Source organism: Paenibacillus sp. P4_E11 (assembly GCF_056401635.1).
Window position 1 is genome coordinate 16,750 of the sequence record NZ_JBFUIX010000045.1, and the last position, 26,053, is coordinate 42,802.

The window sequence follows — 26,053 nt, forward strand, 5'->3', positions numbered from 1 at the left end:
CTCAACCCGAGGGCCATCTACCTCCCATAAATATGTAAGATTCGCTATTTTCTTATGACTCTTTTTATTCGAGCGTAATTTCCGTTCCTTTTTCCGCGGATTCGTAAATGCCGCACAAAATTTTCATCATTTCTACGCCGTCCTCGACGGGGCTGAGCGTTTCTTTGCGACCAAAGCACATATCGACGAAGTGATCGATCTCGTCTTGGAAGGCTTTGACTACATCTAAGCCTTTGTTGTCGATTTGCGGATCGATGTTTAGAATCGTGTTATATCTTTCAGTAACGAAAGCAAGTTCCGGTTCGATCTCAACTCCGCCTTTGTCGCCGTAGAGTTTGACGATAGCTTCGTTTTTCTTCGCGTGCAGCGTGAAGCTGGTGTCGACGAGAAGTGAAGCGCCGTTCTCAAAGCGGATGAGTGCGTTAGCCATGTCTTCGACGTTGTTTACGTTTTTATCGTAATCGGCTGCTTTGTAGTGAGCCAAATTCTCAATGTTGGAACGGTTGCCGAGCTTCCGATAGGCGTTGCTGCTGATCGTTTTGACCCTTGGACGTCCCATCAAGTACCAGCAGAGGTCGATTACGTGCACGCCGATGTCGATAACCGGGCCGCCGCCGGAGCGCTCCAGATCGGCAAACCAGCCGCCTGGGTTGCCGAAACGACGAATAGAGGAAGCCTTCGCGTAATAAATCTCGCCAAGATCCCCGTTCTCTATAAATTCTTTCACAATACGGGTGTTTGACGCAAAACGGCGGACGAAGCCGACCAGCAGCTTTTTGCCGCTTTTCTTGACGGCAGCTTCCATTTCGCGAGCTTCCTCGACTGTTTTGCAAAGCGGCTTCTCGCATAGGACGTTTTTGCCTGCATGCAGCGCGGCGATACTGATCGGCGCGTGCGAATTGTTCCAGGTGCAGACGCTGACGGCATCGATGCTGCCGTCTTCCAGCAGTTTATTATAGTCCGTGTATACGTTTGGGACGTTGTACTTTTGTGCCTTCGTCTGGGCTCGTTCCTCGTTCAAATCGCAAATGGCGACGAGCTCGACTTCCGGATGGTTGGCGTAAGCGCTCAAATGAAATCCGGAGATCGATCCGGCTCCAATGACGCCGATACGAATTTTTTGGCTCATAATAAAAGCACCTCTTTCTTCTAGTTGTTAACGTTATTCTTTAATCGATCCCAGCATGGATCCTTGTGCAAAATACTTTTGCAAAAACGGATAAATGGCTACTATCGGGATCATAGATATGATGATGGCTGCCATTTTGATGCTGTCGCCAATCTGAGAGGCCGTTTTCTCATCCATGCTATAATCATTATTGATATTTGCTGTACCGACGATAATCATTTGCCTTAACAGCACCTGCACCGTCCACATACTGCTCTTGCTCAAATAAATGACGGCTCCGAAAAACTCATTCCAGTGGCCGACCAGGAACATAAGTCCGAATGTCGCCATAACCGGCATCGAAAGCGGCAGCACGACCGACCATAAGATTCGCACTTCCCCTGCTCCGTCCATTCGCGCCGCCTCATCCAAGCTTTCCGGAAGTCCCTGGAAAAAGGTTTTCATTACCATGATCGTGAAAGCATTTGTCGCACCAGGCAATAACAGCGCCCAGTATGTATTCAACAGTCCAAGCGACTTTATCAGCAAATAATTCGGTATTAACCCGGCCGAGAAGAGCATAGTGAAAAAAATGATCAGCATCATCACGCGCCGGCCCGGCAAAAACTTTTTGGACAGTGCATAGGCAAGCGTTACAGAAAATAGCAAATTGATGGCCGTTCCGACTATTGTGATATAAATGGTATTGCCAATCGCATTTGGAAATCGATTCGTTGATAGTAGATATCTATATCCTTCCAGGGAAAATTCCTTCGGTACTAGGAAAAAACGTCCCCCCATCGATTCCCCGCCGCCACTGAACGAAACGGCCACGATGTACAAGAACGGAAGAAACACCAGCAAGCTGTAGAACAGCATGAAAAATGAATTAGCTGCGTCAAATAAGGTGAATCTATTCTTTAAACGCACGTTTGCACCTCATATCCGGCTTAAAACACACCGTCTTCTCCAGCTTTTTTAGCCAAATAGTTACTGACGATAACCAAAATCAATCCGACTGCCGAGTTGAACAATCCGGCCGCAATCCCGTAGCTGAAATGGGACTGCGTCAACCCTACCCGGTATACATACAAATCGAGAACGTCGGAGACGTCTTGATTGAGCGCGTTGCTCATCAAGAATACCTGCATGAAGTTCGAATCCATAATGCTGCCGATGCGCAGCACTAACAAGATGATGATGGTGCTCCTGATGCCGGGAAGGGTAATATGCCATATTCGCTGCCATCTGCCGGCACCGTCCATCTTGGCTGCTTCATAAAGGTCGGGATTCACGCCTGCAATCGCCGCAAGAAAGATGATCGTCCCCCAACCCGCATCCTTCCAAATTCCCTGAAATACCGCGAGCGGTCGGAACCATTCATTGCTCGTCATGAACCCGATTTCTTTGCCGATCACTTGACCCAAATAATGGTTAATGACACCGGACGGCCCGAAGAAAATGAGCGTAAGCGCTACGATTACGACCCAGGAAAGAAAATGCGGCAAGTAGACAACCGTCTGCACGATTCTTCTCATCAATACGGAGCGCAGCTCGTTCAACAGAATCGCAAAAAAAATGACAAAAGGAAAATAAAACGTCAAATTATAGAGGCTTAGCATCAGCGTGTTCTTTAGTAGAAGAAAAAACGATTCATTTGTGAAAAATTCCTCAAAATGCTTGAAGCCTACCCACGGGCTCTTCCAAAAACCCATAAACGGGCTATAGTCTTGAAATGCGAGCAAGATGCCCCACATCGGGAAATATTTAAACACAATAAAATAGATCATTCCCGGAGCGGCCAGCAAATAAAACCACGCATATTTTTTTGCATTTTTCTTAAATAGAGATTTCGCTGTCGTCCTAGAATAATGCGCTTTCATTTGCAGCCCCGATTGTTCGCCCTGATACAAAGCCATCTGCAACCCCTCCTTCATTCCATGATGCCCTCTTATAGAAAGAGAATTGCCCCCCTGCTTCCGGAAGACAATTCTCTTGTATCCGTTTTACTTTTTCTGGGCGTTATATTGCTCCATATACTCCTTGGCAATCTGGTTGCCGTATGCTTTCTCCCAACTTTCGATTTCGGCCTTTACCGCGTCGATCGTGCCTTCTCCAATGACGTATTTCAATGCGGCGGTACTAAGCTTCTTCAGATTATCCGGATTTTTGGAATTCGTTTCCGAAATCAAACCGTCGAATGGGTTTACGATGCCGATTTTTTCAAAGCTGTCGGTGATGTCTTTCATGACTTTTCTGACGGGAGCAGAAGCGTCTGCATTGACGTATAAATAGGGATCATAACGATTTTCCAGCACCCAGAGGTTCGGCTGTTCTTCCTTGAACAGCTTCAGCTGCTCAGGCGTTTGCTCTACCTTGCCATCCTTATAACTTGTAGAGTGCATGCCGATTAACCCTGCTTTCATGAACGCTTGATTTTCCTCGCTAGCCGTGAAATCAAGGAAATCGACGATTTTCTGAACCTTGTCTTTTGGTGTCGTGCTAGGTATCACCCATAAACCGTAATAACCGGCACTTTTGCTGAGGCCGCCTTTTCCATCCGGACCCTTCAACAAAGGAATGATAGCTAATTCCGCCTTGGCATCGGCTTTACGAATTTGGGCCATGTTGGCGCTTGGGCTGTCATTCAATTCCTGAACATTGGCCGCTCTGGTCCCGACAATACCTTGAAGATATTGAGCCTGGGCCTGAGAGGACTTTAATACTGGGGCGTTCTTGTCGAAAAGTCCATCCGCCCACGCTTGCTTTACCCAATTCAGATACTTCAAGTATTCCGGTGTTTGGATCGCATATTTAGGCACGCCGTTCTCAATTCTCCATCCATTAGGCATGCCTAATGCAAACTGAACCGGTGCGAGCCAGCCGAAAACCGAATATGAGTTTGTAGGGTAGGTGACGATCGGTACGGTCTTCCCTCCGCTGGCCGGATCCTTCTCCTTAAAAGTTTTCATCGCTTGGGTATATTCGTCCAGTGTCTCCGGCATTTTCAAACCGTACTTGTCCAACCAGTCTTTACGGATCGATATGACTCCTTGCGCCCCATACATTTGACGCGGACGGGGGATACCGTATATTTTATTGTCTATCTTCGTTTGGTTCCACGTGATATCAGGGATCAGGCTTAGATTCTTCTTTTCTTTCAGATAGGGTGTAAGGTCATAGAAGGCGCCCTGTTTGACGTAGTTGGCGAACACGGTATCTTTTCCATTGTCAAACAGAATGAGGTCGTAGGCCGACGAATTTGCCATCGCCAAGCTGACTTTATCCGAGTATACATCTTCGATAGCCATTTCGAGTTCAAGCTTGACGTTGCTGCGTTTCTCGATATCTTCCTTCGCTTTGTTAAGGTCCACTTTAGGCGGGTCGCCTATGAGAAGTGCCTTTATTTTAGTTGGCTCGTTGGAAGCCGATACTCCTTTTGAAGGTTTTTCATTCTCGGAACCGCCACATCCGGTCAATGCCCCCGTAATCATGATAACCGCCAGAGAAACAATCGCATGTTTCCTTTTCATTCTTTATAACCCCTTTCATGTTTGATATCTGTAATCTTACTGAACTTTTGGTTGCGCTTACAGGTTCTATTTTAAGCGAAATGTATCCTGATTTACGGGAATGCGGGGGCCCCGGAGCTTATACTTGCAATGATTCCATAAAAAGAACCTGAAGCGATCACCGCCTCAGGTCCCATACCTACCTTCCTTACCCGACTTGCACAACCGGCTCGTCCAGAACAGCGAGCTGCAAGCTGCGAAGCTCCGCCTTCAGCTCAACTACAATCTGTGCATAATCCGGGTCCGCATACACATTGTTCATCTCAGACGAATCGTTCGCCAAGTCGAACAGCTCCCATTCCGGAGGACGCTGCTCATCGACAGACCCTAACGTTCCGAGCGCTTCGGCATAGTAGTAGATCAGCTTAAAGCGTTCCGTCCGGATGCCGTAATGCGAGTACACGTTATGATGCGCGTCCAAGTGCATCCAATACCGGTAGTACATGGACGTACGCCAGCCCTCCGGCGTCCCGCCTTCCCAGATCGTCCGCAAGCTCACGCCCTGCATGTTTTCGGGAATAGGTACGCCTGCATAATCGAGGAATGTGCACGGGAAATCCACATTTAGCGCCATCAGGTCCGTCACCGAACCAGGCTGGATCGCCTTCGGATAACGCACGATGAATGGCATCCGCAGGGATTCCTCGTACATGAATCGCTTGTCGTACCAGCCGTGATCGCCCAGGAAGAACCCTTGGTCCGACGTATAGATGACGATCGTATTGTCCGCCACACCTTCTGCATCCAAATAATCGAGCAGCCGGCCCACATTATCATCGATAGAAGCGACACAGCGCAAATAATCTTTCATATAGCGCTGGTATCGCCACTTCTTGGCCTCCAGCTCGGTCAAGCCTTCGGGAGGATGTCCCTTAAGGTCAACCAGATCATTGAAGTCTCTATCGACACGCATCTTAGCTTGCTTCGCTGCGTCTGATCGCCCTTCATAATCGTCGTAGAACGTTTCGGGTTCCGGGATGTCCACATCCTCATACATGTGAGCATGCTTCTCATCTGGCTCCCATGGACGGTGAGGCGCTTTATGGTGGCACATCAACATGAACGGCTTGCTGCGGTCCCGCTTGTCCAACCAATTGACGGAGAAATCTGTAATCAGGTCGGTCGCATAGCCCTTCACCCGCTTTAGCTCACCCATCTCGATGAACTCTGGATCATGGTACTCCCCTTGTCCTGGCACGACCGTCCAGTAGTCGAATCCGGTAGGATCAGCGTTCCCTCCATGCCCCAGATGCCATTTACCAACCATCGCAGTCTGATAACCATTAGCCTGCAGCAGCTTGGGAAATGTCGTCATGCGGCCGTCCAAGTCATCTTGCAATGACTTAACCCCATTGATATGATTGTACGTTCCGGTCAAGATAGCAGCTCTGCTCGGTGAGCATATCGAATTCGTGCAAAAGCAGTTGTCAAACCGCATTCCCTCGTTCGCGATCCGATCGATGTGTGGCGTCGTATTCACCCGACTCCCATAACAGCTCATCGCATGCGAAGCATGGTCGTCTGACATAATAAACACAATGTTAGGCCGTTGATCTCGTTGCATTTTGAATTGCCTCCCCAATGTTGTACGAGTGTCGATTATTCCATCTATCCATTATAGCTGATTATCTTGGTCGAATAAAAAAGTCAATTTCATGCGACGAATCAAATCCAGCACTTCACGTGTACGCCGCATATTAAATTTCTTCAACAGTTTGTTGATTTGCGATTTGATCGTTACTGGTTCCACATTACGCATGCGGGCGATTTCTTCCACTTTGCGATTTTCCAACAGCAGCCGAATGATTTCTTTCTCTGCCAGCGTGATTTGAGATAAAATATTGATGAACCAAATCATACTTTGCTCGTTCTGCTTCAACCTTGAAAATTCACCATGAATCTTCGAAGATACGGACGGCCTGTTCTTTTCTTTTTCATAGTAGGCTTGTTTGATGCTCTGAATGATCTCGTCATGTCCCGACGACTTTACCAAGTAATTTTTGGCGGCAGCGATCGAATAAGCTTTGAATATCGTTTCATCGTCCTCGTGCACCGTGAGAAAAATAATTCCCGTATCCGGCTTGCTCGCCGAAATAATTCCAGCCGCCTCGATCCCGTCATTGTAAGACGCCATCTCGATGTCCATCAAGATCATGTCCGCATCCCCGTTCAGCGCCAGCTTCACAATCTCCTCACCGTTTGCCGCCGCTCCGACCAACTCCATCTCCGGGCATAGCTCCACCATCTCACAGAAATCTCTTCGCAACACCTCGATATCTTCGGCGATCATTACTTTAATCGGTACTGTCATAGTTCGCCACCATCCCCGTTCTCCCCTCGATACAAGGGCAGGAACACATAGAAGTTCGTACCTTCCCCTTCCGTGCTCTCGAACCGGATATAGCCGAAATGCGCTTTTATCGTTTGCTGCACATAGGAAAGGCCCAGTCCCCAGTTGCTGCTCGAGTTTTTTTGCGTATAAAAAGGATCGAATATACGTTTCAGCTTACTTGGAGCAATGCCGACGCCGTTATCCCGAATTTCCAGTATGGCCATATCCTCATCATGGTAACAGTTGAACATCACCTGCCCGTTGTCCTCCGAGCGCTTCAACCGTACGGCCTCAACGGCATTGACCAAGATGTTGTACACCGATTGAACGAGAAAGGGCTGATCCGCCATGATCTTGCCATCTTCGAAGTGCCGGGTCACAAGGGGAACCTCATTGCCCGACTCCGATAATTTGTGAATAGAATCATTGTACAGTTCGCTCAGCAGGAGCGGCTTCAACCGCATCTTGTTCGTCTTGAACGTCTTGTACAGATCGTCCATTCTTAGCAGAACCTGGTCATTCCCATTCTCCAGCTCCTCGATATACTTCCATACTTGCTTGCTACCATTAGGCTCGTCCTGCAGCACCTTCTTCAGATTTCGAAGCGACACTTTTTGCGCTAGCATCTGGTTTTTCATACCATGCGTAAATACCCGGACCCCCATATGATTCTCGCCCAGCTTCTTCTCCAGAATAAGATCAGGCTTGCCGAATTGCCGCTTCAGCCGACTGTATTTCCATAACGCATACGTGCCCAGGAACGTGACAATCACACTGAGAATCGACAACAACAGCCATTGCAGGAAGGAGAACTGATCCCCGAATCGCAGATTACCCCAGTACGTAGCGCCCAGACTAACCGCATAACTCACCTGCAACGGAGCGACAACACCGAACAGCACGAACAAAAACTGTAAGTTGAACATTGAGAGAAAGATTAAGCTGAACTTGTTCTTGAGCCATGGCATCTTGATGCGGTTGCGCTTGCGGATCAGTAAGTAGTTGGCTATGGCGAGACAGATGAAGTTCACGGTTCTGATCGAGAAATCCAGCGTCTCTAGGAGCTTCTCGGACTTGAAAGCCACGATATGCGGATATACCTTCGGCTCATATAACACATAATTGAGCAACGCTACAGCTGTTCCTACTGCGTACAGTAGGGTTCGAGTCCGTTGACGCGGAATGTCGCACAACCGGATGACGAATATGGCAAAAAAGAACAGAAACAGCGCACGCCCGACACTAAGCAGCCTACTGATTTCATCCAACGTAACGATGGCATACTGAAACTTTCGCTGAAGTGTAGGGTGGATGTAGTACACCATCTGCATCCCATAAGGAATTCCACCGTTCTTGGCAAAATAAAACATAAACCCAACCGTCATCAGCGCAACTCCGGCGAATACTCCCATCAACCAGGAAGCCGTATGTCGAGCTTGAGTGAATAATATAGCTAGTCCAGCTACAACCATAATAGCAATTATGAATACAATCATAGACATCCGCTTTCATATGCAATAGTGACGAAAGTTTGCACTCTCGCCACTATTGTACTCCAACCATCAGAATGTAAGCCATACAAGCGGCAGCGTTACTCCACTTTTTTGAGCAAAGGGAAGACTACATAATTGTCAACCGGTTCTGCTTTCGTCAATGTTCCGTTGCTGAGGAACAGCTCTTGTTGCTTCTCGAACCATTTCTTAGCTGTACCGTCATTGAACAACTGGCGTACTTGCTTGCCTGTCAGCCAATCGGCGGAATCTTTCTCCTGAACAACCGATTCTTTCGGCGTATCATTCAGCTTCGCTACCATGTCTACAACTTCATCGAGGTGCTCGCTGCGATAATCCATCGCTTTGTGCAAGCCTTTTAGGAAACGGATGAGTTTGTCTTCGTTTTTCTTGATATAGTCCGGTGTTGCTACCCAGCTGGACGGGAATACGAATTCATCCTTGAAATTCGAATTGTTCGCAAGCATCGTGACGTCGTTGCCCATTCTCGCCTTAATCTCGGACGTGTATGGCGACCATACCGCTACCGCATCGACTTTACCTGCAATGAAAGCAGATACCGCACCGGCCATGTCCATGTTGACCATCTTCAGATCATCTTTCTTCATCTTCGCCTTCTTCAGTGCTAATTCAAGTACGATATCACCAGATGTTCCGAATTGCGTAGCGACTGTCTTGCCCTTGAGATCTTCGATTTTGCTAATGCCGGATTTCTTGCTCACTAGAATTTCATCCGATTTGCTGATCGTGTCCATGGATAGAATGTTCACTTTACCTTGCACGGCAAGGAAATGTGCCCCGTGGCCGATATAGCCAGCATCGATGTCACCTGAGGTCATAGCCGCAACTTCAGGAGGACCGCTTGTGAATTTGACCAGCTCGATTTGGAGGTTTTGTTCTTTGAAATACCCTTTGTTAATCCCTGTAATAATTGCGGAGGAGCCTCCCATGTTCGGATGGTAGGCGATTCTCAGCTTGTCCACCTTAGCCTCGGACGTCGTTCCGTTTCCTTGTTTAGGCGTGGTGCTAGTGTTGTCTTTCGCGCAGCCGGCCAGTCCGAATGTGGCCATAGCGGCTACTACTGTTGTCAATATAAGCTTCTTCATGTTCTATTCCCCTCCATTTATTTGCGAGATGCCAAGTATTCGTGGTACACCTGGCCCCATATTTCATTCTTAATATCTGTGAACTCAGCCGACATTCGGGTCTCTTGCGTTCTAGGGTAATCTAGCGGGATATCGATTATACGCTTAATTCTCCCAGGACGGGCACTCATTACGACGACTCGCTGCGCCAACATAACGGCTTCCTCTACATCATGGGTAATGAAGAAGCAAGTCTTCTGCTCCCCTTCCCAAGCTGCCAGTAGCTCGGTCTGAAGTTGGGTTCTCGTCTGCGCGTCCAAGGCGCCGAACGGTTCGTCCATCAGCAGCAACTTCGGATTAACAGCGTATGCTCTGGCAATCGCAACCCGCTGCTTCATCCCGCCGGATAACTCCTTAGGGAGCGCATTCGCGAAATCCTTCAGTCCGACCATCTCGATATATTTCTCGACCAGCTCTCGACGCTCACCTTTGCCAATCTTCTTCAGCTTCAGCCCGAACTCTACATTTTGCTTCACAGTCAGCCATGGGAATAAGGCATATTGTTGGAACACGACCCCTCTGTCGCTGCCCGGACCGTTGATTGTCTCGCCATCGATGCGAACTTCTCCTGATGTTGGGACATCAAGTCCAGCTAATATGTTCAACAAGGTCGACTTGCCGCACCCCGAAGGTCCTACTACGCAGACGAACTCATTATTGCGAATCGTCAGATTCGTCTCGGACAGCGCTACCACTTCTCCCCTGCTGGATTGAAACACTTTGCGGACATCGCGGACTTCTACTTTATGATCTGCTGCTGCATTTGCCTGGGAATCTGGAACGACTAATCCTGACGCACTTCTTGCCATCCCGCTAGCCTCCTCTCCAAGTACAACACCGTTTTATCTAAAATAAATCCGATAATCCCGATGATCACGATGCCGAGCAGGACAATTTCCATCCGGAAGTATAAGCTGGCTTCTTGAATCATCTGCCCCAGCCCCATCTGAGCCCCGGTCAACTCAGCGGCTACAAGCGTTGTGAGTGCTGCGCTTAGACCAAGTCGTAAGCCAACCAAGATGAATGGGAACGAGGCGGGTACCACAACGCGGAAGAAAATGTCGCGGTCTCTTGCTCCGAGCACTCGAGCTGCCTTAATCAGCGTATTATCTACGCTCTTCACGCCTTGATAGATCGAGACGACCATGACGAGGAAGGAAGCGATGAAGATGACCGTGATTTTGGCACCTTCTCCTACCCCTTGCGCTACGATAACTAAGGGAATGTAGGCAATCGGCGGAATGTTGCGGACGAACTGAATCCACGGCTCGATGAGCATCCGGCATACTTTGTACCAACCCATCAGGAAGGCGACGGGAATGGCTGCCGCTAAGGCAAGAAGAAACCCAGCCAGGACGCGGAACAAGCTTGTATACGTATGCTCCAGCAGCTTGCCGCTGCCTGCTTCATGGATGAACGCCTGGAAAGTTTGTGCGGGACTCGCGAACACAGCGCCTGCTATCGACTTGGAGATTAACTGCCACACCAGAAGTCCTAGTGCGATCGATATGAGCAGGAATATGCGGTGATCGGTTTTATCGACGATCTTGCCAAGCTTACCGATGATGCCGTTTTCATGTTGTTTCGTATTCACTGCTGACCCTCCATTTCTGCTTTATACTTAGCAAGTATAGAGGACGTTCCGATGTCTGGTTAGTATGAACTTTTATACAACCCTGTGGGGCATAAAAAAGAGCATTTCCAACATGATGAATGTTAGAAATGCTCTGGTTTAGCTTACGATTCCGTGGAAATATCGTTTAGCCGCAAGTACAGTTCAGCACTGGCTTACGGGCTGCTTGCGTCTCATCCATCCGCTTCACAACCGTCGTGTAAGGCGCATTGACGACCAGATCCGGGTTGTCTTGCGCTTCCTGTGCGATCTGGATCATCGTGTCGATAAAGCCGTCAAGCGTTTCCTTGCTCTCCGTCTCAGTCGGCTCGATCATGATACACTCCTCCACGTTCAGCGGGAAGTAGATCGTTGGCGGATGATAGCCGAAGTCCAGCAGCCGCTTGGCAATGTCGAGTGTCCTAACGCCAAGCTTCTTCTGCCGGCGGCCGGACATGACGAACTCATGCTTGCAGGCTCGTTCGTACGGCACATCGTAGTAAGGGGCGAGACGTCGCATCATGTAGTTGGCGTTCAGCACCGCATATTCGGATACGTGGCGAAGACCGTCTGGACCTAGTGTACGGATGTACGTATAGGCACGGACCAGAATGCCGAAATTGCCGTAAAAGCCCTTAACGCGTCCAATCGACTGCGGATAGTTATAGTCAAATGCATAGACGCCTTCGTTGTTGCGGACAACCATCGGAGCTGGCAGGAACGAAATAAGCTTTTCCTTCACACCTACTGGACCAGCTCCAGGGCCGCCGCCGCCATGAGGGGTGCTCATCGTCTTATGCAAGTTCAGATGCACAACGTCGAAGCCCATATCGCCGGGACGGGCGATGCCCAGAATGGCGTTGGAGTTCGCACCGTCGTAGTACAGCAAGCCTCCTGCTTCATGCACGATCTCGGCGATCTGCACGATCTGCTCCTCGAACAAGCCGAGCGTGTTCGGGTTCGTCAGCATGAGTGCAGCGGTGTCGCTGCCCACTGCTGCGCGCAGTTGATCCAGATCGACGAGTCCCTTGTCGTTCGACGGGATCGTGATCGTCTCGAATCCAGCAACCGTAGCGCTGGCTGGATTCGTACCATGTGAAGAATCCGGCACAATGACTTTCGTGCGGACTTCGCCGCGGCTCTCGTGATAGGCGCGGATCATCATCAGACCGGTCCACTCGCCGTGTGCGCCTGCGGCAGGCTGGAGCGTAACGCGGTCCATACCTGTAATCTCAGCTAGGTCATTCTGCAGCTCATATAGCAATTGCAGCGCGCCTTGGATCGATTCCTCAGGCTGATACGGATGTATCTTGGCAAAGCCTGCATAGCGGGCTACATCTTCATTGATCTTAGGGTTGTACTTCATCGTACAAGAGCCGAGTGGATAAAAACCGTTGTCGATCCCGAAGTTGCGACGCGACAACGCCGTGTAGTGGCGGATGACGTCCACTTCATACACTTCCGGCAATTCCGCCGGCTTAGATCGCAACAGCGAGGATGGAATCAGACTCGCTACATCTTCCTGCGGCACGTCGCATTCCGGCATGGAGTAGGCGACGCGGCCCGGTTGGCTTAATTCGAATATGAGTGCTTTATCGTGTTTCATGCGTGTACGACCTCCTCCAAGCTTGCTGCGAACTGATCGATGTCTTCCTTGCTGCGTTGTTCGGTTACGGCGACGAGCATATGGCCGGCCAGCTCTGGGTAATCGCGGCCCAGGTCATAGCCGCCGATGAAGCCTTGCTCCAGCAGCTTGTGGTTCACGCTGCTCAAGTCGGCTCCCTCACCCAGCTTCACGACGAATTCGTTGAAGAACGGAGCGCTGAACGGCAGCGACAAGCTGTCGTTGGAACCAATCGTGCGCGCAGCATAATGTGCCTTCTGTACGTTCAAGTTCGAGACGTCGATCAGTCCTTGTTTGCCCATCGTGGACAAGTACACGGAAGCGCATAGCGCGAGAAGCGCCTGGTTGGAGCAGATGTTCGACGTCGCTTTCTCGCGTCGAATGTGCTGCTCCCGCGCTTGCAGCGTCAGTACGAAGCCGCGCTTGCCGTCGCGGTCGACGGTCTGCCCGACGATGCGGCCCGGCATGCGGCGCATCCACTTGTCGGCGACGGCGAAGTAGCCGCACGTCGGCCCGCCAAGCGAAGCGGCGATGCCGAACGGCTGGGCGTCGCCGACGACGATGTCCGCGCCGAGCTTGCCCGGCGCTTCGAGCAACCCGAGCGAGAGCGGGTTGCTGCTCACGACGAGCAGTCCGCCTGCGGCGTGGATGACAGGCTCGATCGCCGTCAAGTCCTCGACGCAGCCGAAGAAGTTCGGCGACTGCACGATGACCGCCGCCGTATCTCCATCAACGGCGGCTTGCAGCGCCGTCAAATCGGTCACGCCGTTCGCGTAGCCTACCTCGATGACTTCGAGGTTCAGGCCTTTCGCCGTCGTGGCCAGAATGCTGCGCGCTTCCGGATGGACCGCGCGCGACACGACCAGCTTACGGCGTTTCGTCGCGCCATGGGCGAGCGCCCCGGCTTCCGCAAGCGCAGTCGAACCATCGTACATTGAAGCGTTCGCCACAGCCATGCCGGTCAGCTCACAGATGTACGACTGGAACTCGAAGATTGCCTGCAGCTCGCCTTGGCTAATCTCCGGTTGATACGGTGTATACGCCGTATAAAACTCCGAACGCGAAATAACGTGATTGATCATGACAGGCAGATGATGGTCATAGATGCCAGCGCCAAGAAAGCTCGCGTAGCGATCAAAGTCGGCGTTCAAGCCGGACAGCTTGCGCATGTGGCGAAGCATCGCGGGTTCAGTCAACGCTTGCGGAATGTCAAGCTCGCCTTGAAAGCGAACCTGCGCGGGAATATCCGTGAACAATTCCTCGATGGAGGAGATGCCGATCGTCTCAAGCATCTGTTCCTTATCGCGTTCGGTCATCGGTAAGTAACGGTGGGTCATGATGAAGGTATGGCTCCTTTCGGCTTGCGCCGTATATTTGGGAATAGAGGAACGGAGTTCTCTTATTTGCACAATTTAGCTCATATATCCAGAAATAGAGGATCTCAGTTCCCTTATTTCAGCTGAAAAGGGTGGTATCGATGCCACTTGGCGGCAATAGAAGAACTGAGTTCTGCTATTTCGGTCGGAGAAGGCCGTGTTTGGCCAATAAGGGAACTCCGTTCTCTTATTGGCTTCCGCCCAGCTCGCAAGCACTGTTACAGCTGCTACTGCAACACCTGCTAGCAATCGCTATTTCTTAGCTCTGCTATAGAACGGCGTCTTCACGACGACGGCCTTCAACCGCTTGCCGCGAATCTCGATGAACACTTCTGTATCGAGAGCGGTGTAAGCTTGATTCAGCAGCGCCATTCCGACATTGCGTTTGAATGTCGGCGATTGCGTCCCAGTCGTCACTTCGCCAATTGGCTCGCCATCTGCGTTGAACACGGGATAGTGCGAACGCGGAATGCCGCGGTCGATCATCTCCACGCCAACGAGCTTACGTGGCAATCCTTGCTCCTTCTGAGCAACGAGCGCCTCACGGCCGATGAACTCGCCTTTGTCCAGCTTGACGAAGATGCCAAGACCCGCTTCCAGCGGGCTGATGCTCGCCGAAAGCTCCTGACCGTACAACGGCAGCCGCGCCTCGAAGCGAAGTGTATCGCGGGCGCCAAGTCCGGCGGGCACTAGCCCTTCAGCCGTACCAGCAGCAAGCAGCTTCTCCCATACCGTCGCCGCATCCGACGCGCTCACATACAGCTCGAAACCGTCTTCGCCGGTATAGCCGGTACGTGATACAAGAGCCTTTACTCCAGCTACTTCGACTTCTGGCTCGAATCGGAATGGGCGCAGCTCGCCAAGAGACGCTTCGGTCAGCTTGGCCATAATCGTCGGCGCATTCGGTCCTTGCAGCGCAATCAGGGCAGTCTCATCCGACACATTCACCAGAATAACATCATCTGTCGATTCCAGATGCTTCTCCAACCATTCGAAATCTTTATCGATATTCGAAGCGTTTACGACCAGCATAAAGCGATCATCACCCAGCTTGTAGACAAGCAGATCGTCCACGACACCGCCATCAGGGTAACATAGCAGACTGTATTGCGCCTGATTCGTCTCCAGCCGGTTCACGTCATTGGTCATCATACGTTGTATGAAAGCTGCCGCCCCTGCTCCAGTCAACATGAACTCGCCCATATGGGAGACATCGAACAGGCCGGCCTGCTGACGCACCGCATCATGCTCATTCTGAATGCCGGAAAATTGCACCGGCAAGTCCCAACCGCCGAAATCAATTGTCTTTCCACCATGTTGAGCATACAGCGGAAATAACGGCGTTTGCTTCAATGTTGCCATGTACTCACCTCGTTATTATTATTTTCGTGACTATCTTGCCCTACTTATCCCATACAAAAAAAGGACAGAGCAAAAAAATGTATTGATCTACATTTCTTTGCTCTGTCCTTGTACCTGAGAGTTCCCTCTCGTCCTCCCAATCAACTAAGACGGGTTGTTCGAAAGTTACCCCTTGGGTGGCCTCATTCGCCGATAGGCGTTCCGCGCTCTCCAGAGATGCGTCCAGCACAAGTCCCTGTTGCCTGAGAGATTCACCATTTCGGCTTACTCCTTCGGCGTTACCGGCCACTTCATGACGTCCCGGTAATCTCTCCTTGTACCTTCATCCGCTCGATATTCAGTTATCGTCTAACACACTCACCCATTTTACAACAACCTTCGACAAGAGGAAAGTGAAAAGTTATGTTTCCTTCTAATTTGGTGAATACTGATCTAACATGTGCCCCTAACTGGAGGAGGAGATCCCGTGCTCAATACCGACAAATCCGAACACATTCGACCGATTCACGACCGACTGAACATCCACTTCGACCGGGCATGGTTTGAAGAATTGGAATCCAGGACGCTCAAGAATGGACCATGGGACGACTGGACGCTGTACCAACTCGCCTATGAAGCGGAGCAAGCCGGTCTCGTAGCTAGCTTTGAAGATTTGCAATGCTTGAGCCATATCCCGCAATTGAAGCCGCTACCTCACCAGATCGATACGGCCAAGAAAGTGCTGCACCAAATGCGCGGCCGAGCAATCCTTGCGGACGAAGTTGGTCTGGGCAAGACGATCGAGGCTGGTCTCATCCTGAAAGAATATTTGATCCGCGGTCTCGTACGCAAAATTCTCATTCTTGTTCCGGCTTCACTCGTGCTGCAATGGGTACGTGAGCTGAATCAGAAGTTCGGCATTCCTGCAGTCGCACAAAAGAAAGAATACATGTGGACCCAATATGATGTTGTCGTCGCCTCCATCGATACGGCCAAGCGTGACCCGCATCGGGAAATTGTGACCAGCATGGAATATGATATGCTCGTAATCGACGAAGCGCATAAGCTGAAGAACAAACAAACGACCAACTACAAGTTCGTCACCGAACTGCGCAAAAAATATTGTCTGCTCCTAACCGCAACGCCTGTTCAGAACGACCTGAGTGAGTTGTACAACATGATTACATTGCTGAAGCCAGGCCAACTCGGCGGCGTCGACCAGTTCGCTTCCAACTTCGTTGTCGACAAGCGGCAGCCCAAGAACGAGGACAAGCTGCAAGAAGAACTCGCCAAGGTGATGATCCGCAATCGGCGCGGCGACGGGGATATGAACTTTACGAAACGAATTGTGAAGAATGTCCCGCTTACGCTATCACCGGAGGAGATGGCGCTCTACCGAGGTGTTTGCGACTTCGTCAAAGGACGTTACCAGGATGCGGCTGGAACCGGTGACATGAGCAGTATGTTATCACTCGTTACCTTGCAACGCGAAGTATGCAGCAGCCGCGACGCAGTGTTCCTTACGCTGTTCAATCTATTCAAGAAGACGACAGAAGAATCGCCGATCCGAGCGAAAATCTGGGAATTGGTCGAGCTGATCAAAGGTATCCAGGCGAATACGAAAGCCGAGAAGACGATGGAGATTATCCAGGAGTTGAACGACAAAGTTATCGTATTTACCGAATATAGAGCTTCACAAGAGTACTTGTTGAAATTTTTCAAAGATCACAATATTACAGCTGTCTCGTACCGTGGCGGGATGAATCGTGGAAAAAAGGACTGGATGATGGACTTGTTCCGCAATCGTGCGCAAGTCATGGTCGCTACAGAAGCCGGGGGCGAAGGCATTAATCTACAGTTCTGTCACAACATCATCAACTTCGATCTGCCATGGAACCCGATGCGGGTCGAACAAAGGATCGGGCGGGTTCATCGTCTGGGCCAGACCGAAAATGTGCGTATATTCAACTTGTCCACAGAAGGAACGATTGAGGAGCACATCCTGTCTCTCCTGCATGAGAAAATCAACATGTTCGAGCTGGTGATCGGTGGCCTGGACGTTATTCTGGAGCGATTGGAAAAGAAGACCTCGCTCGAATCCAGCTTGTTCCGAATCATTGCCGAGTCGCGTTCGGACGAAGATGTAAAGCGCCAGTTCGACAGGCTGGGCAAGACGTTCCATGATGTCGCCGAAGAAGTCGCACATGAGGCCCAGAGCGGCCCTAGCATCGGCTCTGTCATGGACGCTGTCGGACAGACGATTCCAAGGGAGGCCAAGTCGAGACCGTGAATACGAAGCAAATTCAAAAATTCGTGATGCGTTATCTGGATGCGACCGAATGCCACATTATCGAGAAGCACCCGGCCTACGTAACTGTCAAGCTTTCCCCATGTGCCGACAAGAGCTTAACGAATCGTCCCTACTATTGGAGCTTCGTAGATCGAACCGGAACGCCACCGGAAACGATGAGCTTCAAGTTCGTATTCGATCCGGAGCGGCTGCTCGCAGACGAGAATGCATCGACCAAGACAGCACATTCCCAAGGTCGACCAGCTGCAGGTAGTTCAGGCTCAGTTGGCGGATCGATCCCGGGTGTGCCCCTTGGAGCAGCTCCCATCGGTGGCGGAGCTTCAGGAGTAGGCGCTCCTGTTGATGGACAGCCCGCTGCCACTGCTGATTCGATTCTGGGACGATACTTCGGTATCGTCGTCCAGCAGACAACTGGACCAGGGCGCATTCAGAAGGATGAAGTCACATACGGCAGCCGGCGGTTGGAGCAGCTGTTCCAGGTCGTCAAGACTGACGGCAAATTCGTTCAGATGTTCGAGGAACCTGGCATTGCTTCACGCGGCCCTTCCTCAGTGGCTTACACATCTTGGCTCGGCGTCAATTTCAAAGTCGAGTTCCTGTGCGATATGAAGCGTGACGAGCAGCATTCTCTAGGTGTTGACTTGAACTCGGGCCAGATCGTCACCCGGTTCCATGAATCGTTACTGGAGAGGAGGCTGTCGCCCCGCTTCCCAGCTAACAGTCATATCCCCCGACAGCAGCTGACTATTACCCGAGGACGAACGATTCTGGAACAATACCTGGAGAAGCTGCTTAAGCAGTTGGACCATAGTTGGGCTACCGCCGCTCATGACCGACTAATCGACGAAATCTCACGCGTAGACGGTTATTATAGCGAATTGCTGGATGGTAGTGAACCTGACAAGAAGGCTGGCGTAGCGGCCCAATGGGAGAGCCGTAAGAAGGAAATGGAATGGCAGTACATGCCCCGAATTCAAGTATCCGTCATAAACTGCGGAATCTTTCATCTCCGAGATGAGCATCCCGCACGATTAGACGTAAGACGCTAAAACTTCTTATAAAAACAAGCAAAAAAAAGGGACAGCGGTGACAAGTTGTAACAAACTTTTGCAGGCATATCCGTTACAATGTGGACATAAGCTAGTAGTACACCGCTGTCACTTAAAATCTCAATGCAAATCCAGGTCCCTGAGCCATCTGAATAAGGGATACTAGTAGGTGATAGGATGAACAAGCTGCGGCTAGCGGTGACTTCGCTTGCACTTGGTGCCGTAATATTCTTAAGCTTCACTCCGTTTCAATCGGAAGGCAAGCCCTTAGACAACACAACGTTAACGTCTGCGGACGTTCGCTTGTCGGCTCCACTGTCAATTCCGTCTACAAGTGTGAATCAGCAAGATGAGCTAGGCAAGATGATCCAGAGCTGGATTGATGCCTTATCCGTCCAACAAGGATTCGAAGCGTGGAAAACTTCCGTTTGGAACCGTTATCCGCTCGGTCCTGGCACCCATGGTTGGATCGTATTATTGAAGCAAGGCACGCAAGAAATCGGCTACATCGTCGTAAGCGCGACGCCGGAAGGCAGCTGGGTGATGACCGAATATGGTACTGGCAGTAATCCGTTATTCAGTTTGAACACGCTGTACCGCTCATTCGTACAGCTTGAACTTATACCCGATTCCTACGATTCTACATCATTCCCGACAAGTGTTCCCGTGACCATTGAACGTCTCTATCACAGTCCGCTGCATGCAGTATGGCAAGTGAAGACGGCAGTTGACGGCCCGAATGGTACGCTGTACCTGGACGCTACAACCGGTGAACAGCTCCCCTTGTCAGCAGACAGCTTCAACAACATGCACCTACATCGAACCGTTGATTTACCCGCTGATCCGACCACATTGCGAATGCAGCAAGCTACAGTGCTTCCAAGCTTTGATCCGTTCCATAACACGTATTGGTCTCATGGCAAGCCTCTCGACATCAAGAATTTCGCACAGCTCCAGATCTCGCTCGAGAAGGACACATCCATTACCTACGTAGCGGATCTATTCAATAAACGCGTTCTAGCTCCTTTTGCCGTAACCGGCTACACCCAATGGAGCGGACTTGACTCCCCGTTCATACGTCTTGAACAGGAAGGCTCGCGGTATATCCCTATTCAGGAGCTTTTTGAGAACGGTTTCTTTTTCCCTTAGTTATTTCTCCTCCTCTTCTCTATATATTGGCACCTCCGTCGAGTCGTTAGATTGGGGTGTCCTTTTTTTGCTGTTCCAGCCTCCCATCCACATCTGTATCGCAATAGGCACCATGCCGAACCATTTGCTGCTCCAGGCTTCCTTCTGACTTTGTAACGATTTGCGCTGCTCCTTGCGGATCTCAGCCGGTGTTTCCATATATGTCACTACTTGCTCCGTAATGTATTTGATCAGTTCATCGCTTTTTATCGCCATTCCGACACTCTCCCTTCCCCATCAGTGTAACCAATGGTTCCGTTCCATAATCTAGTTCATATTTGAAAAACCTGGCCGCAGCCAGGTCCTTGGTGGGGATCTCATGTCCGGTTAAACAAAACAACCCCGAAGCATTATCCAGCCTCGGGGTTGCATATTGTTTATACGTATAATGACCGGGCTTAGCCCCCAATGGTCAAAGGTTTACGGACCAGCGTTGATTCATTCGCGGTTAGTGTTACTTCCAGCGTCCTCATGGCATCGGCATAACTACTACGGATCGCAGTTTGTGATCCGCTCGCAACCGCTTCGACGAACGTCCGATTCTGCTCCAGATAGAAATCCGTCTTCGACGTTTCCACAATATTCTGGTTCGCATCGATCAGGGTAAGGACGGTACCGTTTTTGCTTAGCTGCAAGTAGAAGTCGGTCCCATATACTTCCACCTCGGCACGGGTATATTGACGGGACAAGCAGGAATCCGATACATAACCGGTTACCCCGTTCTCCAGCTTGAAGGCGGCCACACCAGCATCATAGATCGTAGCATCCGGGTCAACCGATTGAAGCGATCTCTGCTCGAACTTGGCGTCTATCTCCACAAATTCTCCGCACAAATACCGGATCATGTCCACTTGGTGAGTCGCTGTATCGACGAAATGACCGCCGGACAGCTCCAGACTACGCCACCACTTCGAAGGATGCAACCCCCCGAAACGGTATCCATTGATCATGTGGTACGATTTGCCCTGCAAATACTGTTTCGCCTTCTGAACGGTATCCAGGTAACGCAAGCAATAGCCTGCGGAGTTAATAATTCCAGCCTCTCGAATCGCTTGTTCCTTGCGCCTCACGATGTCCATCTTCAAGCCAAGCGGTTTCTCGGCGAATACATGTATCCCCCGTTTCGCTGCCGTTTCCTCCAGCTCTTCCCGGGCGAATTGCGGGGTACAGATGAACACGGCGTCGATCCGTGATGGATCGAGAACGCGGTCCGCACTATCCATTACGTCGGCACCGATGTCAGCTCCAACCTTCTGTGCTGTCTCCAGATTCGCATCGTATACACTTACGACCTTCGCTTGCGGAACTTTCTTCAACGTTGTGATATGATATTGGGCCATTCCCCCAACACCTACAAATCCTAATCTTACCGTCATCACTTGAGCCTCCTGCTAAATTAGTGGATCTGGGCTTCTTCTTGCAATCGGTACAAATGCCATTCGGAAGCACCATCACGGGTTAACAGCCATATATCTTGGAAAACATAACGGGAACGCACCATAAGCTCGGCATTCGCAATAAAATGCGTTAATCCGTACATGGTGGAAGCGTTCCGAATTAATAAGGAGATCGGATAGTCGAGTGTGACGGAAGCAAAGTTCGTTTCCTTTCTCACAATGCGACTGTTCAATTCGACCAACAGCTGTTCGAAGCTCTCCGGCCCGCAATCTTCTTGATCCGAGCGGCCTAACAGCCGTTTGGCCTCGCATTCATTATAGTACAGATGCGTAATCTCGACGCCCAGCTGGCCTCGGTTGTGTGTATTTTCCAGCACGGCATCCGGACGCTCTCGCTGGTAGAGCAATCGGACCTGATCGTCGCACCGGGCATTATTGAGCGATATGAATAGCTGAATAGCTTCGCGCTCAAGCCGACGTTTCTCCATGTCATGCTTGCTTATAGCGGTGTCCTCCTTCCGAAGGAGTAACCTTGATGTAGTTTCTTCCATTATAGACGGGGGCATTTGGTGTGTAAAGCAGAGAAATCGGACGAATGATCGTCCGATTTCTCTGCTTCGTTACGAATCTCTCCTACAGCTACGCCATCACGATTCAACGCTATTACTTCTCCGGAGGCAGCAAGACGATCTTGCCGTCCTCGACTGCCACCCGCACTCGGCCGGTGCCGGCCGCACCGATCGACTCCAGATAGCCGGAAGGAATTTGCAGCCTTCCCGCCTTATCCACTACCGCGTATTCGATGTGTGAGTCTTTCTCCTGCTCGGCAATGCCCTGCTCCAAGTCGGCCAGCTCTTCGGCATAGGACCTCCTCCTCACCATCTCGGAGGACGTCTTCCCGTCACGAATCGCTACGACCCGATCGACCTTCTTCGCTAATTGCGGATCATGAGTAACGATTACGACGGTCAGCCCGAAGCTGCGATTGAGATGGCGGAACAAGTCGAGAATCTGATTAGCCATCTTCGTGTCGACCGAGCCTGTCGGCTCATCGGCTAGCAGAAGCTTCGGCTTATTGGCGAGCGCGATGGCAATGGCTACCCGCTGTTGCTCCCCGCCGGACAGCTGGCTCAGCTTGTTCCTGGAGCGATGGCTGAGCCCGACCGCATCCAGCAGCTCAAGCGCCCGATCCCGCTTCCGACGACCCTGCAGCAAGATCGGCAGTTCGATATTTTCCAAGGCTGTCAAGTAAGGGATCAAGTTGCGCGCATTGTTCTGCCAGACGAATCCTACTGTCTCGCGTTTGTACTTAACCAGATCGCGCTCCGTGAATTTCAACAAATCTTTTCCGTCCACTTGCAGGTTGCCGGCCGATGGCCGATCCAGTCCACCCAGCATGTTGAGTAATGTGGATTTACCGCTGCCGCTGTTGCCGATAATCGCGGTCAACTCGCCCTGCTCGACATGTAGATCGAGCCCTTGCAGAGCGACTACTTCCAGATCGGATACTTTGTAGATCTTGACCAGATTCTCGCAATGAATCATGCTGTTAATCCTCCCCCAGCTTGACCGCTTGATGGATTTTGATACGAGAGAGCATCATTCCGATAATGATCAAGCCTATTCCGATCATGAACCCGACGATACCATACAAGTTGATACGATCCGCAAGATGATAGGTGACCTGGAACGGCGGTACTTGTGTGCTCGGATCGAAGGTCAACTGGAAGAACGGTACGAACAGATAGCTCGTCACGGTACCGGTGATGGCCCCGATCAATACAGCCGCTCCAGAGGTTAATAGCTGTTCGGCGGTCATCATCCCGATAATTTGCGAGAAGGATAACCCCATCGCCCGGAATACACCGAATTGCAGAATGCGGCCAAACAGCGACAACACCCAATACAACAGAAAGCCGATAAAACTGATCCATATCCCAATCATGAATCCGAGCGTCATGACTCCGTTGATGGCCAGCTGGAACGGATCGTTCTTCGTGGCGATCAACTGCTGCTTCGTATCGATCAAATCGATGATCGGCATATTTTTTTGCTCCATCGCCTCATACAGTTGCTTGCTCGTTGCCTCTGGCGTCAGCTTTAGCCAGGTGTCATACGGCTCAACAGCCAAGTTATTCTGCATATAGGACAAGTGGCCGACGGCTAGCATCGGCAATTTGACCTTCGGCGTGTTGGCTGGCTTGGCACCCGCTGCACTCGTACTTGTCGGGGTTGCCTTGAGCGCAGCATTCGGACCCGGATTCGGATTCCAGCTAGGCCAAAAGTCAATAATGCCGTACACCTGGAACTGTGCTTGACGGATACCGTTCCAGCCCAGCATGACGACGTCGCCTACCTTCACTGCGTACTGATCTGCAACCGACTTGGAGATTAATACGGCCTTCGGATCGGATGCAAGCAAATTCAAATAATCGTAGAAGTGATGGTCCAGCAGCTTATCTCTGAGCCAAGCCGTTCGTCCGAATTCGTCGGTGTCGATACCCATGAGTTGAATGGCGGAATTGCTTTTGCCGAAGGTGAATACACCATCCTTCTTATTGAACACTCGAGCCGCATTCGCGACTCCAGGTAGCTGGACATAAGGGAGAAAGGGTGGCTCCGAATACTGAATCCGCTTGGGAGAAGATCCCATCACAGGAGCAGGCGGCTGCCCACCTTCACCGCCGCCCATATCTCCCATATCCGGCGGTGGCGCATCGTTCTCCCACTTGGTCTTCAGTACGATGTCAGCACCATTCTTATAACGCAGCGTATCCTCAATATTCTGATTCATCGTACGCGCCGCGCTCGAACTGAACAAGCCGGTAGCCATCGTGAGGATCAAGAACAGCATAATAAACTGATACTGAGTTGCCGACCGTCCTACTTGCAAAAGGGCTGAATACAGATAGGGGGGCCACCATTTGCGACCGATCGCATAGATAATCCTTAGGACCAACGGATATACACGTAGTACGAGAAGGCCCATCGACAGCATGAACAGTGCAGGCACAAGGAATAGCAATGGATCGATCTTCAAATCCTTGGAATCCAGTCCCAATGCGACCAAATCGCTCATCCTGCGATGAAATGACTGGAGCAAATAAATCGAGACACCCATTAAGAGAACATCAATATACGTCCTATGCAAGAACGACATCTTCATCTGTCTAGCCATGGACTGCTTGTGCCCCACGATGGTTGCCCGCGTAGCGTTCAATACAGGTATGAGGGTCATAATCACCGACGCGACAACCCCGATAATAGCGTAACGGTACGCATCCCCGTTCAGCTTGACATCAATGGCTGCCCGTTGTACAAATTCCAGGAATCCATTCGAGGCCCCTAATATTTTCGTAAGTTGAAGCCCTAGGAAGGGTCCAATCGCAAGCGCTATTGCGCCAAGTAAAATTCCTTCCAGCGTATAGCTAAGCATCATCTGAATTCTGCTCGCTCCACGGCTTCTTAATACGGCGATCTCGGTCTTCTGTCGCTCCGTAATCAGATTAGCGACCATGAACAAGTAGAAAGCAAGCAAGATCATGACAGGTACATTAAGCGACCAGAGCATCTGTCGAAGCTGCTTTTCTTTTTCATAATAGGTGGAAATAATCTTAATAATCGGTGCCCTTACGGCATTGTTGTAATTACCGCCGAATCGTTCGCTTATGAATTCTTCCATACGGACGATTGTGTTCGTGAAGCCATCCACCGAACCTAGCTTCAACTTGGAGTAATCAAGTGCATGGTACCAGTACGAAGAGATGACTTTCAGTTTGAATCCCTTCGTGATCTCTTTCTCGAACAGGTCGTAGTCTACGAAGAAGGTAGAACTGTATTCATGCAAATCCGTTTGCCAAAAAACGTCATTGTAATCCTTCCGGTCGAATACGCCAACAGGCTTGAACCGAATGTTTTCCTTGATATTATCTTCCTTCACGGTGAATTCGTTGCCCAACACCAGCTTCAGGTTGCCTAACAACGCTTCTGTCACCATGACCTCATATACTCCGTTAACCGGCTCAGACGAAGGATATTTACCGTCGATCAGCTTAATATGGTCCTTGATCCCGGTAATAGCAGATATTTCGGCATATCGGGATTTGGAAGAATCCGCTTGACTCGGGTCGGTTGGTACGATATTGAACCCCATCGTGCTTCGTTGTATATAAGACTCGAGTAACGGAATCGTGAATTTACTTTGCTGGTCACGATAAAACGCATCAGCAAGCAAGAGCTCATCCCTCCATTGCTCCGGCGTCGCCTCATTCGTCAAATACACAAAGGTTGAAATAGCGCCTGGGAACTTTCCAGAATCGCTCTGCAACTTCTCCAAATCTTTGATCAGCAATCTCTGTAGAATAGCATGCGTATAGATCGGCATGGAACTGGCCAAGGCGACAGAGACGACTAGCCCTAATAGAAGACTAAGCTCCAGCCACTTGTTCTTGGCCATCTTGCGAAGAATCATTACGAATAAGGCCACG

At 50.6% G+C, this 26,053-nt stretch carries 21 protein-coding genes and 1 riboswitch; of the genes, 3 read left to right on the forward strand and 18 right to left on the reverse strand.

The window, feature by feature from the left end; all coding sequences use genetic code 11:
- Window positions 1-64: 64 nt before the first annotated feature.
- The 13 genes from AC1DWB_RS17710 to gcvT all read right to left on the reverse strand — a co-directional run bounded on the left by AC1DWB_RS17710 (window position 65) and on the right by gcvT (window position 15,642).
- Complete coding sequence (locus AC1DWB_RS17710; protein WP_477542403.1) at window positions 65-1,129, reverse strand: Gfo/Idh/MocA family protein; 1,065 nt, start codon at window positions 1,127-1,129, stop codon at window positions 65-67.
- A gap of 33 nt (window positions 1,130-1,162) precedes the next feature.
- Window positions 1,163-2,038 carry a carbohydrate ABC transporter permease gene (locus tag AC1DWB_RS17715; protein ID WP_477542404.1) on the reverse strand — a complete coding sequence of 292 codons (876 nt, stop codon included), beginning with the start codon at window positions 2,036-2,038 and terminating at the stop codon, window positions 1,163-1,165.
- A gap of 20 nt (window positions 2,039-2,058) precedes the next feature.
- A complete protein-coding gene (locus AC1DWB_RS17720; RefSeq protein ID WP_477542405.1) occupies window positions 2,059-3,027 on the reverse strand; it encodes an ABC transporter permease in 969 nt (322 codons plus the stop codon).
- A gap of 87 nt (window positions 3,028-3,114) precedes the next feature.
- Window positions 3,115-4,641 carry a type 2 periplasmic-binding domain-containing protein gene (locus AC1DWB_RS17725; protein ID WP_477542406.1) on the reverse strand — a complete coding sequence of 509 codons (1,527 nt, stop codon included), beginning with the start codon at window positions 4,639-4,641 and terminating at the stop codon, window positions 3,115-3,117.
- 187 nt (window positions 4,642-4,828) lie between these two features.
- Entirely contained in the window at window positions 4,829-6,244 is a 1,416-nt protein-coding gene (locus AC1DWB_RS17730; RefSeq protein WP_477542407.1) for a sulfatase family protein, read from the reverse strand.
- A 51-nt stretch (window positions 6,245-6,295) separates the two neighbouring features.
- A complete protein-coding gene (locus AC1DWB_RS17735) occupies window positions 6,296-6,991 on the reverse strand; it encodes a response regulator transcription factor (protein WP_477542408.1) in 696 nt (231 codons plus the stop codon).
- Window positions 6,988-8,508: a sensor histidine kinase gene (locus AC1DWB_RS17740; RefSeq protein WP_477542409.1), complete on the reverse strand. Its 1,521-nt coding sequence runs from the start codon at window positions 8,506-8,508 to the stop codon at window positions 6,988-6,990. The genes AC1DWB_RS17735 and AC1DWB_RS17740 overlap by 4 nt, the downstream gene beginning before the upstream one ends.
- 95 nt (window positions 8,509-8,603) lie before the next feature.
- On the reverse strand, window positions 8,604-9,629 hold the full coding sequence (locus AC1DWB_RS17745) for an aliphatic sulfonate ABC transporter substrate-binding protein (protein WP_477542410.1): 1,026 nt from the start codon (window positions 9,627-9,629) through the stop codon (window positions 8,604-8,606).
- Between the two features lie 17 nt (window positions 9,630-9,646).
- Complete coding sequence (locus tag AC1DWB_RS17750) at window positions 9,647-10,477, reverse strand: ABC transporter ATP-binding protein (protein ID WP_477542411.1); 831 nt, start codon at window positions 10,475-10,477, stop codon at window positions 9,647-9,649.
- The gene (locus AC1DWB_RS17755) at window positions 10,453-11,262 is read right to left on the reverse strand and encodes an ABC transporter permease (RefSeq protein ID WP_477542412.1); all 810 of its coding nucleotides are present in this window, start codon (window positions 11,260-11,262) and stop codon (window positions 10,453-10,455) included. Before AC1DWB_RS17755 ends, AC1DWB_RS17750 begins: the two co-directional genes overlap by 25 nt.
- Window positions 11,263-11,428: 166 nt before the next feature.
- Complete coding sequence (gene gcvPB, locus AC1DWB_RS17760; RefSeq protein ID WP_477542413.1) at window positions 11,429-12,886, reverse strand: aminomethyl-transferring glycine dehydrogenase subunit GcvPB; 1,458 nt, start codon at window positions 12,884-12,886, stop codon at window positions 11,429-11,431.
- Window positions 12,883-14,241, reverse strand: coding sequence for an aminomethyl-transferring glycine dehydrogenase subunit GcvPA (gene gcvPA / locus AC1DWB_RS17765; protein WP_477542433.1), 1,359 nt, complete (start codon window positions 14,239-14,241; stop codon window positions 12,883-12,885). Before gcvPA ends, gcvPB begins: the two co-directional genes overlap by 4 nt.
- Window positions 14,242-14,532: 291 nt before the next feature.
- Window positions 14,533-15,642, reverse strand: a complete 1,110-nt coding sequence (gene gcvT / locus AC1DWB_RS17770; protein ID WP_477542414.1) for a glycine cleavage system aminomethyltransferase GcvT — start codon at window positions 15,640-15,642, stop codon at window positions 14,533-14,535.
- Between the two features lie 219 nt (window positions 15,643-15,861).
- Window positions 15,862-15,968, reverse strand: a riboswitch (glycine riboswitch).
- Window positions 15,969-16,108: 140 nt separating this feature from the next.
- On the opposite strand from gcvT, the gene AC1DWB_RS17775 reads away from it, so the two are divergent.
- The 3 genes from AC1DWB_RS17775 (at window position 16,109) to AC1DWB_RS17785 (ending at window position 20,130) form a co-directional block, all read left to right on the forward strand.
- The gene (locus AC1DWB_RS17775; protein WP_477542415.1) at window positions 16,109-17,911 is read left to right on the forward strand and encodes a DEAD/DEAH box helicase; all 1,803 of its coding nucleotides are present in this window, start codon (window positions 16,109-16,111) and stop codon (window positions 17,909-17,911) included.
- Window positions 17,908-18,981, forward strand: coding sequence for a YqhG family protein (locus AC1DWB_RS17780; RefSeq protein WP_477542416.1), 1,074 nt, complete (start codon window positions 17,908-17,910; stop codon window positions 18,979-18,981). The genes AC1DWB_RS17775 and AC1DWB_RS17780 overlap by 4 nt, the downstream gene beginning before the upstream one ends.
- Window positions 18,982-19,158: 177 nt before the next feature.
- Window positions 19,159-20,130: a hypothetical protein gene (locus AC1DWB_RS17785; protein WP_477542417.1), complete on the forward strand. Its 972-nt coding sequence runs from the start codon at window positions 19,159-19,161 to the stop codon at window positions 20,128-20,130.
- On the opposite strand, the gene AC1DWB_RS17790 is transcribed toward AC1DWB_RS17785, so the two are convergent.
- The 5 genes from AC1DWB_RS17790 to AC1DWB_RS17810 all read right to left on the reverse strand — a co-directional run bounded on the left by AC1DWB_RS17790 (window position 20,131) and on the right by AC1DWB_RS17810 (window position 26,052).
- On the reverse strand, window positions 20,131-20,385 hold the full coding sequence (locus tag AC1DWB_RS17790; protein WP_477542418.1) for a YqzE family protein: 255 nt from the start codon (window positions 20,383-20,385) through the stop codon (window positions 20,131-20,133). It lies immediately after the preceding gene.
- A gap of 182 nt (window positions 20,386-20,567) precedes the next feature.
- Window positions 20,568-21,545 (reverse strand): Gfo/Idh/MocA family protein, encoded by a 978-nt coding sequence (locus tag AC1DWB_RS17795; RefSeq protein ID WP_477542419.1) that lies wholly within the window; start codon window positions 21,543-21,545, stop codon window positions 20,568-20,570.
- 20 nt (window positions 21,546-21,565) lie between these two features.
- A complete protein-coding gene (locus AC1DWB_RS17800; protein WP_477542420.1) occupies window positions 21,566-22,054 on the reverse strand; it encodes a hypothetical protein in 489 nt (162 codons plus the stop codon).
- A 175-nt stretch (window positions 22,055-22,229) separates the two neighbouring features.
- The gene (locus AC1DWB_RS17805; RefSeq protein ID WP_477542421.1) at window positions 22,230-23,111 is read right to left on the reverse strand and encodes an ABC transporter ATP-binding protein; all 882 of its coding nucleotides are present in this window, start codon (window positions 23,109-23,111) and stop codon (window positions 22,230-22,232) included.
- Between the two features lie 4 nt (window positions 23,112-23,115).
- Window positions 23,116-26,052, reverse strand: a complete 2,937-nt coding sequence (locus tag AC1DWB_RS17810; protein WP_477542422.1) for an ABC transporter permease — start codon at window positions 26,050-26,052, stop codon at window positions 23,116-23,118.
- Window position 26,053: the final 1 nt, after the last annotated feature.

Excerpts from the sequence above, each read along its gene's own strand:
- AC1DWB_RS17800 (WP_477542420.1), bottom strand. The coding sequence starts at position 22,054 with ATGGAGAAACGTCGGCTTGAGCGCGAAGCTATTCAGCTATTCATATCG.
- AC1DWB_RS17720 (WP_477542405.1), bottom strand. The coding sequence starts at position 3,027 with ATGGCTTTGTATCAGGGCGAACAATCGGGGCTGCAAATGAAAGCGCAT.
- gcvT (WP_477542414.1), bottom strand. The coding sequence starts at position 15,642 with ATGGCAACATTGAAGCAAACGCCGTTATTTCCGCTGTATGCTCAACAT.
- AC1DWB_RS17790 (WP_477542418.1), bottom strand. The coding sequence starts at position 20,385 with ATGGCGATAAAAAGCGATGAACTGATCAAATACATTACGGAGCAAGTA.
- gcvPB (WP_477542413.1), bottom strand. The coding sequence starts at position 12,886 with ATGAAACACGATAAAGCACTCATATTCGAATTAAGCCAACCGGGCCGC.
- AC1DWB_RS17730 (WP_477542407.1), bottom strand. The coding sequence starts at position 6,244 with ATGCAACGAGATCAACGGCCTAACATTGTGTTTATTATGTCAGACGAC.
- AC1DWB_RS17805 (WP_477542421.1), bottom strand. The coding sequence starts at position 23,111 with ATGATTCATTGCGAGAATCTGGTCAAGATCTACAAAGTATCCGATCTG.
- AC1DWB_RS17735 (WP_477542408.1), bottom strand. The coding sequence starts at position 6,991 with ATGACAGTACCGATTAAAGTAATGATCGCCGAAGATATCGAGGTGTTG.
- AC1DWB_RS17745 (WP_477542410.1), bottom strand. The coding sequence starts at position 9,629 with ATGAAGAAGCTTATATTGACAACAGTAGTAGCCGCTATGGCCACATTC.
- AC1DWB_RS17725 (WP_477542406.1), bottom strand. The coding sequence starts at position 4,641 with ATGAAAAGGAAACATGCGATTGTTTCTCTGGCGGTTATCATGATTACG.
- AC1DWB_RS17785 (WP_477542417.1), top strand. The coding sequence starts at position 19,159 with ATGAACAAGCTGCGGCTAGCGGTGACTTCGCTTGCACTTGGTGCCGTA.
- AC1DWB_RS17740 (WP_477542409.1), bottom strand. The coding sequence starts at position 8,508 with ATGATTGTATTCATAATTGCTATTATGGTTGTAGCTGGACTAGCTATA.
- AC1DWB_RS17710 (WP_477542403.1), bottom strand. The coding sequence starts at position 1,129 with ATGAGCCAAAAAATTCGTATCGGCGTCATTGGAGCCGGATCGATCTCC.
- AC1DWB_RS17750 (WP_477542411.1), bottom strand. The coding sequence starts at position 10,477 with ATGGCAAGAAGTGCGTCAGGATTAGTCGTTCCAGATTCCCAGGCAAAT.
- gcvPA (WP_477542433.1), bottom strand. The coding sequence starts at position 14,241 with ATGACCCACCGTTACTTACCGATGACCGAACGCGATAAGGAACAGATG.
- AC1DWB_RS17795 (WP_477542419.1), bottom strand. The coding sequence starts at position 21,545 with ATGACGGTAAGATTAGGATTTGTAGGTGTTGGGGGAATGGCCCAATAT.